Source organism: Vibrio sp. SCSIO 43153 (assembly GCF_023716625.1).
Classification (GTDB): domain Bacteria; phylum Pseudomonadota; class Gammaproteobacteria; order Enterobacterales; family Vibrionaceae; genus Vibrio; species Vibrio rotiferianus.
Window position 1 is genome coordinate 2663747 of the sequence record NZ_CP071855.1, and the last position, 16293, is coordinate 2680039.

At 44.7% G+C, this 16293-nt stretch carries 16 protein-coding genes; 4 read left to right on the top strand and 12 right to left on the bottom strand.

Features of this window, described 5'->3' with window-relative positions:
- Positions 1–123: 123 nt before the first annotated feature.
- From J4N37_RS12700 to J4N37_RS12725, 6 genes are all read right to left on the bottom strand, one after another.
- Entirely contained in the window at positions 124–897 is a 774-nt protein-coding gene (locus tag J4N37_RS12700; protein ID WP_252041106.1) for a TatD family hydrolase, read from the bottom strand.
- Positions 884–1051 carry a DUF5363 family protein gene (locus J4N37_RS12705; protein ID WP_010450027.1) on the bottom strand — a complete coding sequence of 56 codons (168 nt, stop codon included), beginning with the start codon at positions 1049–1051 and terminating at the stop codon, positions 884–886. The genes J4N37_RS12700 and J4N37_RS12705 overlap by 14 nt, the downstream gene beginning before the upstream one ends.
- 121 nt (positions 1052–1172) lie before the next feature.
- Entirely contained in the window at positions 1173–2762 is a 1590-nt protein-coding gene (gene prfC, locus J4N37_RS12710) for a peptide chain release factor 3 (RefSeq protein ID WP_010450029.1), read from the bottom strand.
- A 120-nt stretch (positions 2763–2882) separates the two neighbouring features.
- Complete coding sequence (locus J4N37_RS12715) at positions 2883–3956, bottom strand: GGDEF domain-containing protein (protein WP_071235328.1); 1074 nt, start codon at positions 3954–3956, stop codon at positions 2883–2885.
- 171 nt (positions 3957–4127) lie between these two features.
- On the bottom strand, positions 4128–4583 hold the full coding sequence (gene rimI / locus J4N37_RS12720; protein WP_252041108.1) for a ribosomal protein S18-alanine N-acetyltransferase: 456 nt from the start codon (positions 4581–4583) through the stop codon (positions 4128–4130).
- 12 nt (positions 4584–4595) lie between these two features.
- On the bottom strand, positions 4596–4994 hold the full coding sequence (locus tag J4N37_RS12725; RefSeq protein WP_182026939.1) for a DNA polymerase III subunit psi: 399 nt from the start codon (positions 4992–4994) through the stop codon (positions 4596–4598).
- A 63-nt stretch (positions 4995–5057) separates the two neighbouring features.
- On the opposite strand from J4N37_RS12725, the gene J4N37_RS12730 reads away from it, so the two are divergent.
- The gene (locus tag J4N37_RS12730; RefSeq protein ID WP_252041110.1) at positions 5058–5510 is read left to right on the top strand and encodes a DUF2541 family protein; all 453 of its coding nucleotides are present in this window, start codon (positions 5058–5060) and stop codon (positions 5508–5510) included.
- A gap of 72 nt (positions 5511–5582) precedes the next feature.
- Here the strand turns inward: J4N37_RS12730 and J4N37_RS12735 are convergent, their stop codons facing one another.
- Both J4N37_RS12735 and ubiT read right to left on the bottom strand, forming a co-directional pair.
- Entirely contained in the window at positions 5583–6086 is a 504-nt protein-coding gene (locus J4N37_RS12735) for a GNAT family N-acetyltransferase (protein WP_252041112.1), read from the bottom strand.
- The gene (gene ubiT, locus J4N37_RS12740) at positions 6070–6597 is read right to left on the bottom strand and encodes a ubiquinone anaerobic biosynthesis accessory factor UbiT (RefSeq protein WP_010450041.1); all 528 of its coding nucleotides are present in this window, start codon (positions 6595–6597) and stop codon (positions 6070–6072) included. Before ubiT ends, J4N37_RS12735 begins: the two co-directional genes overlap by 17 nt.
- A 266-nt stretch (positions 6598–6863) precedes the next feature.
- On the opposite strand from ubiT, the gene J4N37_RS12745 reads away from it, so the two are divergent.
- From J4N37_RS12745 to J4N37_RS12755, 3 genes are all read left to right on the top strand, one after another.
- Entirely contained in the window at positions 6864–8900 is a 2037-nt protein-coding gene (locus J4N37_RS12745) for a sensor domain-containing protein (RefSeq protein ID WP_010450043.1), read from the top strand.
- Positions 8901–9049: 149 nt separating this feature from the next.
- On the top strand, positions 9050–10063 hold the full coding sequence (ubiU, locus tag J4N37_RS12750; protein WP_182026940.1) for a ubiquinone anaerobic biosynthesis protein UbiU: 1014 nt from the start codon (positions 9050–9052) through the stop codon (positions 10061–10063).
- Between the two features lie 20 nt (positions 10064–10083).
- Positions 10084–10962, top strand: a complete 879-nt coding sequence (locus tag J4N37_RS12755; protein WP_010450046.1) for a U32 family peptidase — start codon at positions 10084–10086, stop codon at positions 10960–10962.
- Positions 10963–11032: 70 nt separating this feature from the next.
- On the opposite strand, the gene vmrA is transcribed toward J4N37_RS12755, so the two are convergent.
- From vmrA to pnp, 4 genes are all read right to left on the bottom strand, one after another.
- Positions 11033–12379: a sodium-coupled multidrug efflux MATE transporter VmrA gene (gene vmrA / locus J4N37_RS12760; protein WP_252041113.1), complete on the bottom strand. Its 1347-nt coding sequence runs from the start codon at positions 12377–12379 to the stop codon at positions 11033–11035.
- A 57-nt stretch (positions 12380–12436) separates the two neighbouring features.
- Positions 12437–12850: a MarR family winged helix-turn-helix transcriptional regulator gene (locus J4N37_RS12765; RefSeq protein ID WP_010450050.1), complete on the bottom strand. Its 414-nt coding sequence runs from the start codon at positions 12848–12850 to the stop codon at positions 12437–12439.
- 98 nt (positions 12851–12948) lie between these two features.
- On the bottom strand, positions 12949–13866 hold the full coding sequence (gene nlpI, locus J4N37_RS12770) for a lipoprotein NlpI (protein WP_038883862.1): 918 nt from the start codon (positions 13864–13866) through the stop codon (positions 12949–12951).
- A gap of 180 nt (positions 13867–14046) precedes the next feature.
- Positions 14047–16179 carry a polyribonucleotide nucleotidyltransferase gene (gene pnp / locus J4N37_RS12775; protein ID WP_252041115.1) on the bottom strand — a complete coding sequence of 711 codons (2133 nt, stop codon included), beginning with the start codon at positions 16177–16179 and terminating at the stop codon, positions 14047–14049.
- Between the last annotated feature and the right edge of the window lie 114 nt (positions 16180–16293).

Genomic DNA, 16293 nt, shown 5'->3' on the forward strand with positions numbered 1-16293 from the left:
ATCAATTAAAGTAATGCCATCCTCACACTTTCTTATAAGATTCATCATTGATTCACCTGTGTTTGTGAGTTATCTCACAATAAGAAGGAAAACGTTTTCTATTCTGAACAGCATCTTTAGATTTTATTCACATATGGAGAAGGCTGAATTGCTATTTTTCCATAGACTTTCAGCAATCGATTGCTTTTCTCTGTTATGCAACTCTGAGAGTTGATTCAATATATGAATGAGTTTGGTAGGGTGATTCGGCTCGCCCTGATAGCCAAGTATAGGCATATCCGGAGCGTCCGTTTCTAAAACAAGATATTCAAGTGATAATCTTTGAATCGCGTCGCGTGTTTTATTCGCTCTTGGGTAGGTAATGGAGCCGCCAACACCGATAAAAAAACCTAATCGAACCCATTCCATTGCTTGCTGATAACTGCCAGAAAACGCGTGCAATACACCACCTTTAGGAAGCTTAGCCGCTTTAACCATTTGGATAAGTCGATTGTGCGCTTTACGGCTGTGCAGAATCACCGGCAAATCAAATCGCCTGGCGAGTTCAAATTGCAACTCAAGTGCACGTTCTTGCAATTCAACCGGCACTTCGATGGCGAAGTCGAGACCGCACTCCCCTATCGCAACACATTGTCGACTAGACGAAGAAAGTAATGATTCCAGTTCCGGAACAAACTGCTCAAACTCTGGTTGTAGAAAATAAGGATGGAAGCCAAGCGCGTAATAAAGATGGGGGTATTGATTGGCCAGCGCTTGAATATGAGTCCAATTACTCGGCCCAACAGAAGGAATCAAGATGCGCTCAACGCCTTGCTCGCGAGCGAGATCGACTTGGTGAGCAAAATCCTCTTGAAAGACATCGAAGTCAAAGTGGCAATGGGTATCAAACAGTTTCATTATTTGGCTTCTTTTGCTCTTCTTTATTGGAAGAAGAGTTTTCGTGAACAGGGTCCTGTTTATACGGCACACAACTGCGTTTTTGATCAGGCGTCAGCCCCATCTCTTTACACCAATCATCGTAGCGTTTGAGTCCTTTTTTAAACCAGTTCATTGCACACCCTTTTTTAGCCCTTAGAATTCTTTCTGCGCCAAATAAAAAACCGCCGTTAGCTAAGTGTATAGCTAACGGCGGCTTATAATCTAGTACGCGATGTAAAGCGCGTTAGATTCGATTAGTGCTCACGAGTCGCACGGAAATCGATATCAGGGAAACGCTCTTGCGCTAGGTTTAGGTTAACCATGGTTGGTGCGATGTACGTTAGGTTATCGCCACCGTCCAATGCAAGGTTCGTTTGGTTCTTACGCTGGAACTCATCCAGTTTCTTCGCATCACCACACTCAACCCAACGTGCTGTTGCTACGTTAACACCTTCGTAGATAGCTTCAACGTTGTATTCTGACTTCAAACGAGCCACAACCACGTCAAACTGAAGCACACCAACGGCACCAACGATCAGGTCGTTGTTTTGCAGTGGACGGAATACCTGTACCGCACCTTCTTCAGACAGCTGAACCAGACCTTTTAGAAGCTGCTTCTGCTTCAATGGATCTTTTAGACGAATACGACGGAACAGTTCTGGTGCGAAGTTTGGAATACCAGAGAATTTCAGCGCTTCACCTTGGGTAAAAGTATCACCGATTTGGATCGTACCATGGTTGTGTAGACCAATGATGTCACCGGCGTAAGCATGTTCTGCACGAGAACGGTCACCCGCCATGAACGTTACCGCATCAGAGATACTTACTTGCTTGCCAAGACGAACGTGGTTCATCTTCATGCCTTGCGTGTAAGTACCCGATACGATACGCATGAAGGCGATACGGTCACGGTGCTTTGGATCCATGTTTGCTTGGATCTTAAATACAAAACCAGAGAATTTGTCTTCTGTCGCTTCAACATCACGCTCAACCGCTTGACGTGTTTTCGGTGCAGGTGCCCACTCCGTTAGACCGTCTAGCATGTGGTCAACACCAAAGTTACCCAGTGCCGTACCAAAGTAAACTGGCGTTAGTTCGCCGGTCAGGAATAGCTCTAGATCAAACTCAGGACATGCGCCCATGACTAGTTCAAGCTCTTCACGCACACTTGCTGCTAGGCTCTCACCGACTTTCTCATCAAGCTCAGGGTTGTCCAGACCTTTGATGATGCGCACTTCTTGGATTTCGTGACCATGACCAGACTCGTACAGAATAGTCTCATCACGGTGAATGTGGTAAACACCTTTAAACTCTTTACCACAGCCAATTGGCCAGGTAATTGGCGCACACATCATGCCAAGTTCGTTTTCTACTTCATCCAATACTTCCATTGGGTCACGAACATCACGGTCAAGTTTGTTCATGAAGGTTACGATTGGCGTATCACGCAGGCGCGTTACTTCCATCAGCTTGCGAGTACGATCCTCGACACCTTTCGCCGCATCGATAACCATCAGACACGAGTCAACCGCCGTTAGAGTACGGTAGGTATCTTCCGAGAAGTCTTCGTGTCCAGGAGTATCAAGTAGATTTACCAAACAATCATTGTAAGGGAACTGCATTACAGAAGTAGTAACCGAGATACCACGTTCCTTTTCCATTTCCATCCAGTCTGATTTTGCGTGCTGCGCGTTACCACGACCTTTAACCGTACCTGCTTTTTGGATCGCGTTTCCGAATAACAGTACTTTTTCAGTGATGGTGGTTTTACCCGCATCCGGGTGAGAAATAATAGCGAACGTTCTGCGCTTAGAAACTTCGCCTAGAAAAGGTGTATTTGACATGAAACTGATCTTCTTTGATGTCTGGTAGCTTGTTTGAAATTTAAACAAGCCTTATTCGATTCAATATTGCGCGGTATTCTCGCTTATTATTGCTTTAGGGGCAACTTTCCTCTGACGAGTTCAGAGAGATGTAGGCTGATTGACCTTATCCTTCCATGCTAACTCACCTAGCGGCGCGACTCTATTGGCAGATATGACTACCTGATCTCTTCCATTTTGTTTCGCATCATACAATGCAATGTCTGCACGCTTTACCCACATATCCGGAGTATCTTCAGCAATCAAACACTCTGACATACCCACACTAAGAGAGACCTGAGCATGACGTGGATAGTGTTTCGTTCTTACTTTCTCGCAGATGCTGTTCATCATGATGTGAGCACTTTGCATAGAAAGCCCTTCAAACAACAGTAAAAACTCATCTCCCCCCAATCGGAATAACAGATCATACTCGCGGGAGTTTTGATTTAGGATTTTGACAACCTCTGTAATCACTTCATCTCCAACGTCATGCCCATAAAGGTCATTGACTTGCTTAAAGTGATCAATATCGATAACCGCGATTGTTGACGCTTTCTGCTTCTTTTTCTCATCAAGCGCACGATATAGAAATGCCTCTAACTGACTCCGATTCAGCGCTCCAGTCATCGAATCTCGTGTCGAGAGGTATTTTAGGCTGTTTTGTAGCTCTACTATTTTGTGTACCGCAACATGAGCAACAACCGTGCAGCAAATCAACGCAATGATGAATCGTAGTATGATGCTCAATTCGAGCTGCTGCCAAGTGGCGACCATGCAACCTACAATCATAAAAATATTGGTCACGAGTGCATCTTTCGTCGGGATAATAAACACCAGCGCTACGATCACAGGGAAAACCCAATAAGTGGCAATGACACCAAAAGTAGACACACTTAAGACAATAGATAACCAGAGCAAAAATAAAGGGATGCGGTGACCAATTACTCCCACACCCAGCATAAATAGGCACGCCAACTCAACCACAAAGCTAAGCTGAAAGCTTAATAGAACAACCCCGAGTAAGGTTTCACCAATGATAAGGTTTTTTACGCCTAGGGGAATAAATGTCGCTAATGTCACGAGCATCAAAACCTTGAGCACCACTTCACGACTAGTCTCATCAAACAACTGAGCCACAGGAGTATCGAGTTTTCTAGGATACGACTTAGTCAACGCTCCCTCCCTACACTTTATAGATCGTGTTTCATATAATTTATAAATCTATAACTATGTTGAGGATAATGCGAACAAAAGTAGTGATAGAGAGTAAATATGTGTGAGGACGGTTTATAAAAGCCTTGGATGAACCAAGGCTTTAGAATCAGGTGGGACAAATGCCAGCTTTTAGTTGAAGAAGATATAGCTCATGATTATTGCGTCTTCCTTACCATTACCAGTTTTCGCTGGGTAATAGTTATAGCGACGATCCACTTCATTAAAACCCGCTTGATCATAAATATGGATTGCCGGGTGGTTACTTTCACGTACCTCCAGCCAAGCACTTTCTGCTTTGGCTTGCTCGCAGTGTTCGATAAACGCATCCAGTAATTTTTGCCCTAACCCTTTGCCTTGGTGAGATGGCGAGACGGCAATGTTCAGTAGCGTCACCTCTCCAACAATATTCTGCCCATAGAAGTAGCCAACCACTTGAGAACCTTCAAGCATGACATGGTGACAAGCACCACGGCTCGTTAAATCTCGAACCAATGACTCAGCCCAAGGATGAGAATGGGCTTGTTGTTCAATTTGCCAGACTTGGTCAAGGTGCTCAGCACCCATCGGCGTAATTTCAATTGTCACGCGTTAGCTCCGTTAAGAGTACGAACAGATTTGTTGCCACAATGCGCGGCGTTGTTCGTTGTTGCCATCAATATCTTGTAATAGCGGTGAAGCCAGTTGCTTGGCATTGATGCTCACATCAGCCTCACAACCCGCAAACCATACCCACTCTAGCTGATGTTCACCTAAAGAAGATAAGCCTTCTGGCTCAATGTGCATTGCGTCATTGAGTGTGAGCTTAATGCTCTTCAATACACGCTCAAACATCAAAGCGGTCTCATTTTTTGGACACATTGGCGATACCAATAAGAGTTTACATGAACTTTGCAAATCTAATAATGGCGCTTGATAGCCTTCTAGCCTTTCTGGATGACTCAGCTCCCATGTGCTGATCCCCATCTCGTGTAAATACTGTTTCTCGTTTATTGACATCTTTTGTCACCTATTTGAACGAGGCAATCCTATCAAAATTTCGCATTTAAAGTCAGAGGTGTTATGAAGCTTTTCCAATCACTCGCAATCACATTACTTATCGCTACCACCAGCTTCACTACTTTTGCTAAGGATAACAATGATGGTTGGGAGCTTATCGCCGAAAAGACCGTAAACTTCCAAACCGAAACCGACACCGTTGAACCAAATGGTCTGTTTAAAAACCGTCAGTTCAGCAAAATTAAAATCAAATGTACTCAAGGCACCATGAGTATTAAAAACATGAAAGTCACCATGACCGATAGCAGCGAGAAAAAGTTGAAAACCATGGTCGGTACACTAACGAAAGGTATGTCGACTCGAGCTTGGACACTGCCTGGTTCAGAAGACGCTAAATTCAAACGTCTAGATATGGAATACAAGAGCTGGGGCAACATGACTCTCAATGCTGCGGGCATGAGCAAAAAAGCCAAAATAGAGGTTTGGGGTAAAAAGCGCGTTCAAGAACAGGATTAATCTACTCTTCCTACCTACTTATTAAAACAAAGCCCGCTTTTTATAGCGGGCTTTGTCGTTGAATATTAGCGATTATAGCTCAGAGAACTCTGGAGAATAATCGATGCGACCAGAACGTCCATCACATTGACCTTCTACCAGCTCTGCTACGCGAAATGCACCTTGTGGTACTTCCCATGCACAATCGAAGCCCATCTCTTCGCTGGCTGTAAAGCCTTGACGCCCGTAGTAAGCTGGATCGCCCAACACCACACACACTGGGTAACCAAAATCACGTAGTGAATCAAAGCCTTCTTTGATCAACTCGGCTGCAATGCCTTGGCGACGGTAACCTTCATGCACAGCCAAAGGCGCAAGACCTTGCCACGACAAATCTTCACCATTCAACGTCACAGGGCTAAACAGAGCGTGACCAACCACTTCACCTTCATCGGTGCATGCCACCAAAGATAACGTGAGCTTGCCGTTTTCACGCAAACGCATCACTAAATTAGCCTCTGCATCCGTTGGGAAGGCGTGTTTCAATAAACGGTCAATAGTGAGAATGTCCGCTGGGGCTTCAGTTCGAATAAGCATTCGCTACTCCAGTTTCTTGTTCTGGTTCTTGAACCCCTTTCTGAACAAAGTCAGCCAATTGGTTCAGTGCCACTTGCATCGCTTTTGGCAGCTGCTCTAAGTCAACACTATCCATCAGGTTCTTAACTTCTAAGCCAAGTTCAGTGTCGCCCTCAATAGACAGACGACGTTGGAAGAACAGTGTATCAGGGTCTTCTTTGCGGCCAGCAATCAGGACTAGGTCGTTAAGGTTGCCGCTAAAACTCACATCTTCCTGAACTGGTTTCTCTGCCACCAGCAATTTTTCATCTTGATAGCTGATGTACCATGCTAAGTTCAAGTCTTTAATCGCAACTTTCAGCCACTTATCTTCAAGGAACTCAAAATCGCCATCTTCTAGAGCTTCTTTGAATACCATTTTCAAACCTTCTAATAAGGCTTTTTTCTGAACAGTTTGTGGCAATAACTGGACTGGAGATCGCAAAATTGATGCTGCGTTCTTTACTAGTTGACTGCGAATCTTGTTTAACACGCTAATTATCCGTTACTTTGTCATGAGAATGCTTATATTAAGCGATAGAGTAATACCTATACCTGTTATGCATCAATAAAAATTGTTTGTTTGCTTCATAAGCAGTTTTCATGGCGAAGCCATCTTTTTTTGAACTTACGTAGAGATTTGAAGCACTCACATTGATAAACCCTTTAATAACGGGATATTCAAAGTTATAGTTATCAAAACAGCGTTTTTATTACACGGAAGAATAATCAGGCTCTTTGGAGATCGGTAACCCCATAATGCCTTCGCAGCACCTAAAACATTGGTTTGTAAAGCTCACCTCAAATAGTCCTTTTTTCTTTGCCATCTTAGATAACGAGTATCGTTATCGAATGGTAAGTGAGCGCTATTGCGATATTACAGGTTTAGAACACGATGATGTTGTCGGTCTTACCGACGAACAAGTATTGGGTGAACAGTTTTATCATAAACTTCAGCCATACTATCAGCGTGCTTTTAGCGGAGAGCACATTGAGGCAGAAATTACGCTCGATGAAACTGACTTAGAAACTAGCCTTCATTTCAGTATTTCTCCAATTATTGAAGACAAGCAAACTCGATTTGTTGTTTTTCATGCCATCGATACCTCTGAAAAACAAATCCTTGTTCGCTCTCTTGAAGAGTCCGAAACAAAGTTTAGTAAGCTGACTCAGTTATTACCCGACGGCTTATTGCTGGTTGAAGATGACATCATCATCTCTGCAAACCCTGCCTCAGCACGATTGCTTGGCTTGAACTCACCACATGAATTACTTGGCGAAGAGCTCTCTAGGCTGTTTATCGATGAGAACAGTAAGAAAGTATTCAGTCATAAACTCAGTTCATTGTTATCGGAAAAGCCGTTTATTTGCCTGACCAGTGCTCGCTGTGGCTTTGAACGTAAAGTTCAACTTAATGCTGATGTCACCGCTATTCTTGGTAGTGAATCTCAAATCATCTTGATTCAAGATGCGGATGACACACCAAAAAATTTATCGAATAGTACTGAAGACGCACATATCGACTCACTGACTAAGCTTTATAACCGATTTGGCTTTACCAAGCGTTTAGAACAGTTAATCAGAAGCCAAACACCACTCTTGGTCTTCTATCTTGATATCGACAACTTCAAAAACATCAATGACTCACTTGGTCATCATATTGGCGATAAAGTCATCCAAGAAGTTTCAGCCCGACTAAAACGTTTATTACCTAACCAAGCTATCATTGGCCACTTAGGTGGTGACGAGTTTGGCATCATCCTTCCTGAGCCTGAAAACTCAAGAATGGCGGAGATTATCTCTGATCGTATTATTTCCCTGATCAACCAACCTTTCGATCTGCATCACTTTAGTAAACGCCTCGCGTGTTCTATCGGTAGTGTTCGTTACCCAGAAGATGGTCAAGACGCGCGTATTCTGCTGCAAAACGCAGACACCGCTATGTACGAAGCAAAAGATCGCGGCCGTAACCGTCTGATTAAATTCAACGACCAGATGAACAAAGAAGCACGCATGCGTTTGTGGTTAGAGATCGAACTACAAAAAGCGTTGCAGCAAAACGGTTTGGAAGTATGGTACCAGCCAAAAGTTAACGCGCGTGATTTCAGTATTAACGGCGCAGAAGCACTCGTACGTTGGAAGCACCCAGTCGAAGGCTACATTAGTCCAGGAGCATTTATCCCTGTAGCAGAGCGCGCAGGCTTGATTGAGCACCTTGGTCGTGTGGTAATGCGTGATGTATTTAACACGGTAAAACGCTGGAAACTGCAAGGTATCTTACCGGGCCGTGTGGCCATCAACCTCTCTCCAGAGCAATTTGGTAACCCGCAACTGATCGATTACATGGAGAAGTTACTGCGCACTACCGAACTTGACCCAAGCTGCATTACCTTCGAGCTAACAGAAAGTGCGGTAATGAGCGACAGCGAACACACTTTGCAAATGCTTAATGCGATCAAGAAACTTGGCTTTGCATTGTCTATCGATGACTTCGGTACTGGTTACTCTTCCCTTTCCTATCTAGCCCGCTTTCCGATCGATGAATTAAAAATCGACCGTGCGTTTATCAACGATATCGATACCCTACCGAAACAGGTGACGGTGATTGAGAACATCATCAACCTTGGTAAATCATTAGATTTGACGGTTGTTGCCGAAGGTGTGGAAACCCATCAGCAAGCAACACTGCTATCGAACCTGCAGTGTAACTCGATTCAAGGCTTCCATTTCTACCGCCCTCAACCAAAACACGAAGTTGAAGAGTTGTTTGCGCAAAACCGCCGTCATAAGAACTGATCTCAACTACAGCAAAATCTGAGATTTACCCCTTACTCTCAAGGGGTAAATCTCAACTTTATTGAGCTAAACCTAACTTAGGTCAATTTCGCTATTCATAATTCTTCATAAAATGCGGGCACCTTTTTATTCTCTATGATTGTGAGCATATGGAACTCTTGTGTCCTGCGGGTAACTTGCCTGCGCTAAAAACCGCGATTGATTGCGGTGCAGACGCCGTATACATCGGCTTTAAAGACGATACCAACGCTCGTCACTTTGCTGGCCTGAACTTCAACGGCAAGAAGCTTGAAAAAGCGGTGCAGTACGTTCATGACCGCAACAAAAAGATCCACGTTGCGCTAAACACCTTTGCCCATCCAAATGGTTTCGACCGTTGGACAAATGCGGTCGACAATGCAGCGGCACTGGGTGTCGATGCGCTGATTGTGGCTGACATTGCGGTACTTGAGTACGCTGCTCGCAAATACCCAGAGCTAGAACTGCACCTGTCAGTACAGGCTTCAGCAACCAACGTTGCAGCAGTAGACTTCTACAAGCAAAACTTCAACGTCAAACGTGTTGTACTGCCTCGTGTACTATCTATTCATCAGGTTAAACAGCTTTCACGCAATATCACCAGCGATGTTGAGCTCGAAGTCTTTGCTTTCGGTAGCCTATGCATCATGTCGGAAGGTCGTTGCTACCTATCGTCTTACATGACTGGCGAATCACCAAACACCGTTGGCGCGTGTTCTCCGGCGAAATACGTTCGCTGGCAAGAAACAGCAAATGGTCTGGAATCTCGTCTTAACGATATCCTGATCGATCGCTACAGCGCAGGTGAAAACGCGGGCTACCCAACCTTATGTAAAGGTCGTTTTGAAGCTGAAATCGAAGGCGAGAAAAAACGCTACCACGCACTGGAAGAGCCAACCAGTTTGAACACTCTCTCTATGCTGCCAGAACTGTTTGCTGCGAATGTCGCTTCAGTAAAAATTGAAGGTCGCCAGCGTAGCCCTGCGTACGTAGAACAAGTAACGCGCACATGGCGTGCTGCGATTGATCGCTACCAAGCAAACCCAGAAGCTTACCAAGTAGAAGCGGCTTGGGATGCAGCGTTGGCAAACGTGTCTGAAGGTACGCAAACCACACTTGGTGCTTACCACCGTAAATGGCAGTAGAGGTTAAGATGGATAACTCAATGAAATACGCGCTTGGTCCACTGTTGTACTTCTGGCCAAAGCAAGATGTTGAAGCGTTTTACGAACAAGCGAAATCAAGCTCTGCGGACATCATCTACCTTGGTGAAACCGTATGTTCAAAACGTCGTGAAATGAAGCCCGCACATTGGTTCGATATTGCGAAAGACTTGTCTGCATCTGGCAAACAAGTCGTTCTTTCAACGATGGCACTATTAGAAGCACCAAGTGAAGTGAACATCATGAAGAAGTACATCGACAACGGTGACTTCGCGATTGAAGCCAATGACGTGTCTGCGGTTCAACTGGCTTCTGAGCACAAGGTGCCTTTCGTCGTTGGCCCTGCGGTTAACACTTACAATGCGCACACGCTTAACTTGTTCCTAAAACAAGGCATGATCCGCTGGTGTATGCCTGTAGAGCTATCTCGTGAATGGCTCAGTAATACGCTGGTTCAATGTGATGAGCTTGGTATTCGCAATAAGTTTGAAGTAGAAGTATTCAGCCACGGTTATCTACCTTTGGCTTACTCGGCACGCTGCTTTACCGCTCGCGCAGAAAACAAAGCTAAAGATGATTGCGAAACTTGCTGTATTAAATACCCAACAGGTATCCAAGTAAGCAGCCAAGAAGGTCAAGAAGTCTTTAACTTGAACGGCATCCAAACTCAGTCTGGTTATTGCTACAACCTGATCAACGATCTACCAAGTATGGAAGGTCTGGTTGACGTGGTTCGTTTAAGCCCGCTAGGTCTCAGTACCTTCTCTGAATTGGACCAATTCCGTTCAAACGAAAAAGGCACCAACCCAGGCAAGATCCAAGACCGCCAATGTAACGGTTACTGGCATCAACTTGCAGGTCTAGAAGTGAAGAACATCTAATCCCTGCTTACGGTTTCAAAGCAATAAAAAAGCGAGGTACTGACCTCGCTTTTTTTACATCTTTTCGTCGTTAAGACGCTTGAATACTTGGCTCTGCTGAACTCTCGTTCATTAGCTTCTTAATATCACGCCACAACATTGTCATCACCACTAAACTTAAGGCGATGTTGGACAGTGGGAATGCAATCCAAATACCCGTCACACCCAACAGCTTCGGCATAATGAACAAGAACGGTAATTGAATCACCATATTACCGATGGTCACGAACATGGCTTTACTGCCTTTGTTGACTGATTGGTAGTACGCCGCGGCAACCACTAAGAACCCATCTAAGAACAATGCAAACATATGGAGACGAATACCGACCACCGTCGCATCAATCAGATTCTGGTCAGCATTGTTGAACACCGATACAAACTCGTATGGGAAGATGTTCATCAAAATAACAAACGCAACTCCACCAAGTACAGAAGTGCCCATTGCGACCTTTAACAGCTTACGAATGTTATCTTGGTTGCGCGCGCCATGGTTGTAGCTCACCAAAGGTTGCATACCATTGGCGATGCCTTCCGCGATCAAGTAGTAGACCGTCACGATATAACCCAAGATGGCGTAAGCACCAATCAACAACGCACTACCGTACTGGGCAAACAACGCGTTATGCAGCGCGACCATCATTGAGCCATAAGCGTACATAAAGAAGCTCGACGTGCCAATCATGACAATCTTAGGAATGACATCAAACTGCATCTTCAAATCGCTGAAAGACAAGCGCATGTTGGCTCTGGAAGTAAAGAAGTACCCCACACCCAAAATCGTCACAACCATCTGCGCCAGAGCGGTAGCAATAGCAGCACCGGTAAGCTCCCAGCCAAGCCAAGCGATAAAAAGGTAGTCGAGTACGATATTGATCACCGCACCGATCACCATCAGGATGGTGGCTAAGTTAGGGCTATCATCATTACGAAGCAAAAATGGCACCGCAATCGAGCCTAGCGAGAACACACACGCCACGCTAAGAATGTGTAGGTATTGCAAGCCTAGCTCGTACACTCGCCCTTCTGCGCCCTGCCAGCGAATAAAGTCATCGGCGAAGAAGAACAAGATTGTCGCTACGACAGGCATCAAAGCAACTAAAAGCAAAAGGCCGGTTGAGAGAATGCGTTTAGCACCTTCACTGTCTTTTTCACCTTGCTTGATAGAGGCCAGCGCCCCCGTACCTACCCCGACCATCATACCAATACCAAGTATCGAGCCAATGATCGGCCAAGCAACGTTGATCCCCGCTAATCCATCAGCACCAACATAACGACCGATAAAAATGCCATCAACAACTTGGTATAAGCCGTTAACCAACATGGCTGCGACGGTCGGAATTGTGTATTTCCAAAACTGTTTATAGATAGAGTTTTGCATGACTACCACCAATAGTTAGCAAGGCTAACTAAATAGATAAAAGAGTAAAATGTATGTTTAGTTTCCGAGCGCTTTATCCAGTAGCGCTTTCAGTTGCTGTGCTTCTTGCTTATCAAGTTTACGCATCAGTTGTTCAGAAATATCCTTGTATACCACCTGTTCAAGGGACATTTCTGCTATCACTTCTTCCGTTAGCAAAACGCGCTTTGAACGCGCATCTTCATTACACGCAATACGCCTTACCAAGCCCTTTTTCTCCAAACGAACTACCATATTTGAAGCTGAAGGTTTGGTGACTTGCAGCTCTTCAGCCAAGTCAGTAATACGCACACCTTCTGGATGAAGCTGAATCACTCGTAAGTAATCGAACTCATTAAAGCTCAAATGTGAAAGCGGATCTTCCTTGGCATAAACGCGCCACGCTTTAGCACAAAAACGCTCTAAATCAATCAGGCTTTTTTCTAATGCCACTGTAATTTGCCCATTTAGTTAGCAAGGCTAACTATTTTAGTGAAGCAGTCTAATTTGTTCAAGTACAAAAAAGCCGCTCTAGTTGAGCGGCTAAAAAACTATTGTTGCTGAGTACTTTCTGCTTTAATTTTTGCTAAACGTTCTTGCTGTAGCTTTTCGTAAATCTGAGTCAGCTCAACAAATGAATAGCGGTGTTCCACATACTCATAGACATTGAACGAAATCGCTAATTTATATAGCGATATAGCATCTGCTACATCACCCTCTAGTTGATAACGTTTGCCGAGATAGAAATAAGTTTCCGTTAAACGCTCTGCTAGGCGGTGATTCTCCCGCGTCCCTTCCATGATAGCTTTCAGTGCTGCGTCATCAGGCACATCTCTCAGCATAATGGCGACTAAAACCCACCCCCACTCTTCGCTAATATCGCGTTGATATCTTTGCTGTAGGTTTGCCTTCGCTAACTCTGGATTTTGCTCTGCTTCAATAATGTATAACCACAATGCTCGAAAAGGATCTTTAGGGTTCTCTTCGTAGTGCTTTGTCATATCTTCCATAGCAAGATCAATTCGACCACCATAGTACAAAGCAATCGCACGGTTACGTTCCGCATAAGAGTTCTCTGGCGCAAGCTCTAATGTTGAATCAAATGCTTCATAAGCCGCGTCGAACTCACCTAGTTGAGTAAAGTAAACGCCAAGCAGATTGAATATATCTGGCTGAGCAGGATTTAGCTGTAGTGACTGATTAAAATCAAGGCGAGCGAGATCTCTCAAACCAACGCTATCGTAGTAACTCCCGCGCTCATAATGCATTTTAGCTCGCACTTCATCACTAAGATCTGGTCGTTGTAATAACTGAGATAGCCGTGCGATCTGAACCTCTTGCTGCACGCTAGGCTGCAATGGCACAGCCATCGGTGGATATACCCACTGCTGAGAGGTTTGTTGAGAAGTGCTAGCGCACCCCGTCAATGCAATTGCGATACATAAACTTGCGGTTTGAAACCATTTCACTAATTGATACTCCTGTTTGGACCGCCTTTAACTCACGATGTATTAATGCACTATAGGATATTTCTGTCCATCAAATACAATAAAAAATAGCAAGTTAAAAAAAGGGGAGCGAAAATGCTCCCCTTTTATAGCACGTTTTCAGGCCGTTAATCTAATAAAAGACCAAAGCCCAAATCAGTATTACTCGTCTTTAGCAGCAGGTGCTTCAGCAGCTTCTTCAGCTGGCTTTTCTACCGCTTCTTTCATGCTTAGACGTACACGACCTTGGCGGTCGATTTCAAGAACTTTAACTTGAACTTCTTGACCTTCAGTTAGGTAATCAGACACTTTCTCAACACGCTTTTCAGCAATTTGAGAGATGTGTACTAGACCATCTTTACCAGGAAGAATAGTAACGAATGCACCGAAGTCAGCTAGGCGAGCAACTTTACCTGTGTAGATACGGCCCACTTCAACTTCTGCAGTGATCTCTTCGATACGACGGATTGCTTCTTTCGCAGCTGTACCTTCAGTTGCAGCAATCTTAATTGTACCGTCGTCTTCGATTTCGATAGTTGTACCTGTCTCTTCAGTTAGAGCACGGATAACTGCACCACCTTTACCGATAACGTCTTTGATCTTCTCTGCACTGATCTTCATTGTGTGAATACGCGGAGCGAACTCAGAGATATCTTCACGAGCACCAGAGATAGCTTCATCCATTACAGATAGGATGTGCTTACGTGCACCTTGCGCTTGGTTAAGAGCAATTTGCATGATCTCTTTAGTGATACCTTCGATCTTGATATCCATCTGAAGTGCAGTGATACCGTCGTTAGTACCTGCTACTTTAAAGTCCATGTCACCTAGGTGGTCTTCGTCACCAAGGATGTCAGAAAGAACAACGAAGTCGTCGCCTTCTTTAACTAGACCCATTGCGATACCCGCAACAGAAGCTTTAATTGGAACACCAGCATCCATAAGTGCTAGAGAAGTACCACATACAGAAGCCATTGAAGAAGAACCGTTAGATTCTGTGATTTCTGATACTACACGTACTGTGTATGGGAACTCATCTACAGATGGCATTACTGCAGCAATACCACGCTTAGCTAGTTTACCGTGGCCGATTTCACGACGCTTAGGAGAACCTACAAAACCAGTTTCACCAACACAGTATGGAGGGAAGTTGTAGTGTAGTAGGAAGTGATCTTTACGCTCACCAGTTAGCTCGTCGATGATTTGAGCATCACGCTGCGTACCTAGAGTCGCAGTTACTAGAGCCTGAGTTTCACCACGTGTAAATAGTGATGAACCGTGTGTACGAGGAAGAACACCAGTACGTACGTCTAGCGCACGAACCATGTCTTTTTCACGGCCGTCGATACGTGGGTTACCAGCGATGATGCTGCGACGTACAACTGTCTTCTCTAGATCGTGGAAGATAGTGTGGATTTCTTTTGTGTTCGCTTCTGGATCTTCAGCAAGTAGCACGTCGTTTACTTCACCAGCGATCTCGTGGATGCGGTCGTAACGAGCCATCTTCTCAGTGATTTGGTAAGCTTCAACAAGCTTAGCTTCAGCCAGTTCAGCGATCTTGTTTACAAGTGCTGTGTTCTCTTCTGGAGCAACCCAATCCCAAGCAGGAGTCGCAACTTCAGCAGCAAACTCGTTGATTGCGTTGATCACTGTTTGTTGTTGGTCGTGGCCGAATACAACTGCAGAAAGCATTTCTTCTTCAGTTAGGTTGTCAGCTTCTGACTCAACCATTAGTACTGCAGATTCAGTACCCGCAACAACTAGGTCTAGCTTAGAAGCTTCTAGCTCTGTGTTGCTTGGGTTAAGTACTAGTTGACCGTCGATGTGACCAACACGTGCAGCACCGATAGGACCGTTGAACGGAATACCAGAGATAGCTAGCGCCGCAGAAGTACCGATCATAGTTACGATATCAGGTTGAACATCTGGGTTAACAGATACTACCGTTGCGATAACTTGTACTTCGTTTTTGAATGCATCTGGGAAAAGTGGACGGATTGGACGGTCGATTAGACGAGCCGTTAGCGTTTCACCTTCAGATGGGCGACCTTCACGCTTGAAGAAACCACCAGGGATTTTACCTGCAGCGTAAGTACGCTCTTGGTAGTTAACTGTTAGAGGGAAGAAGTCTTGACCTTCAACCGCTTCTTTTTTACCAACTACAGAAACGAATACTGCCGTATCGTCCATAGTAACCATTACTGCAGCCGTAGCTTGACGTGCGATAACGCCAGTCTCTAGAGTAACTGTGTGGTTACCGTACTGGAACGTTTTAACAACTGGTTTTTCGAACATTGTTATTCCTTGTTTCTAAGCGCATCGAATGATTTGCTCAGAGAGTATTGATTGATACTCAAGGCATTACGAATCGCGACTAGTAAAAACAAACTGATTAGGTATTCAGTTCAC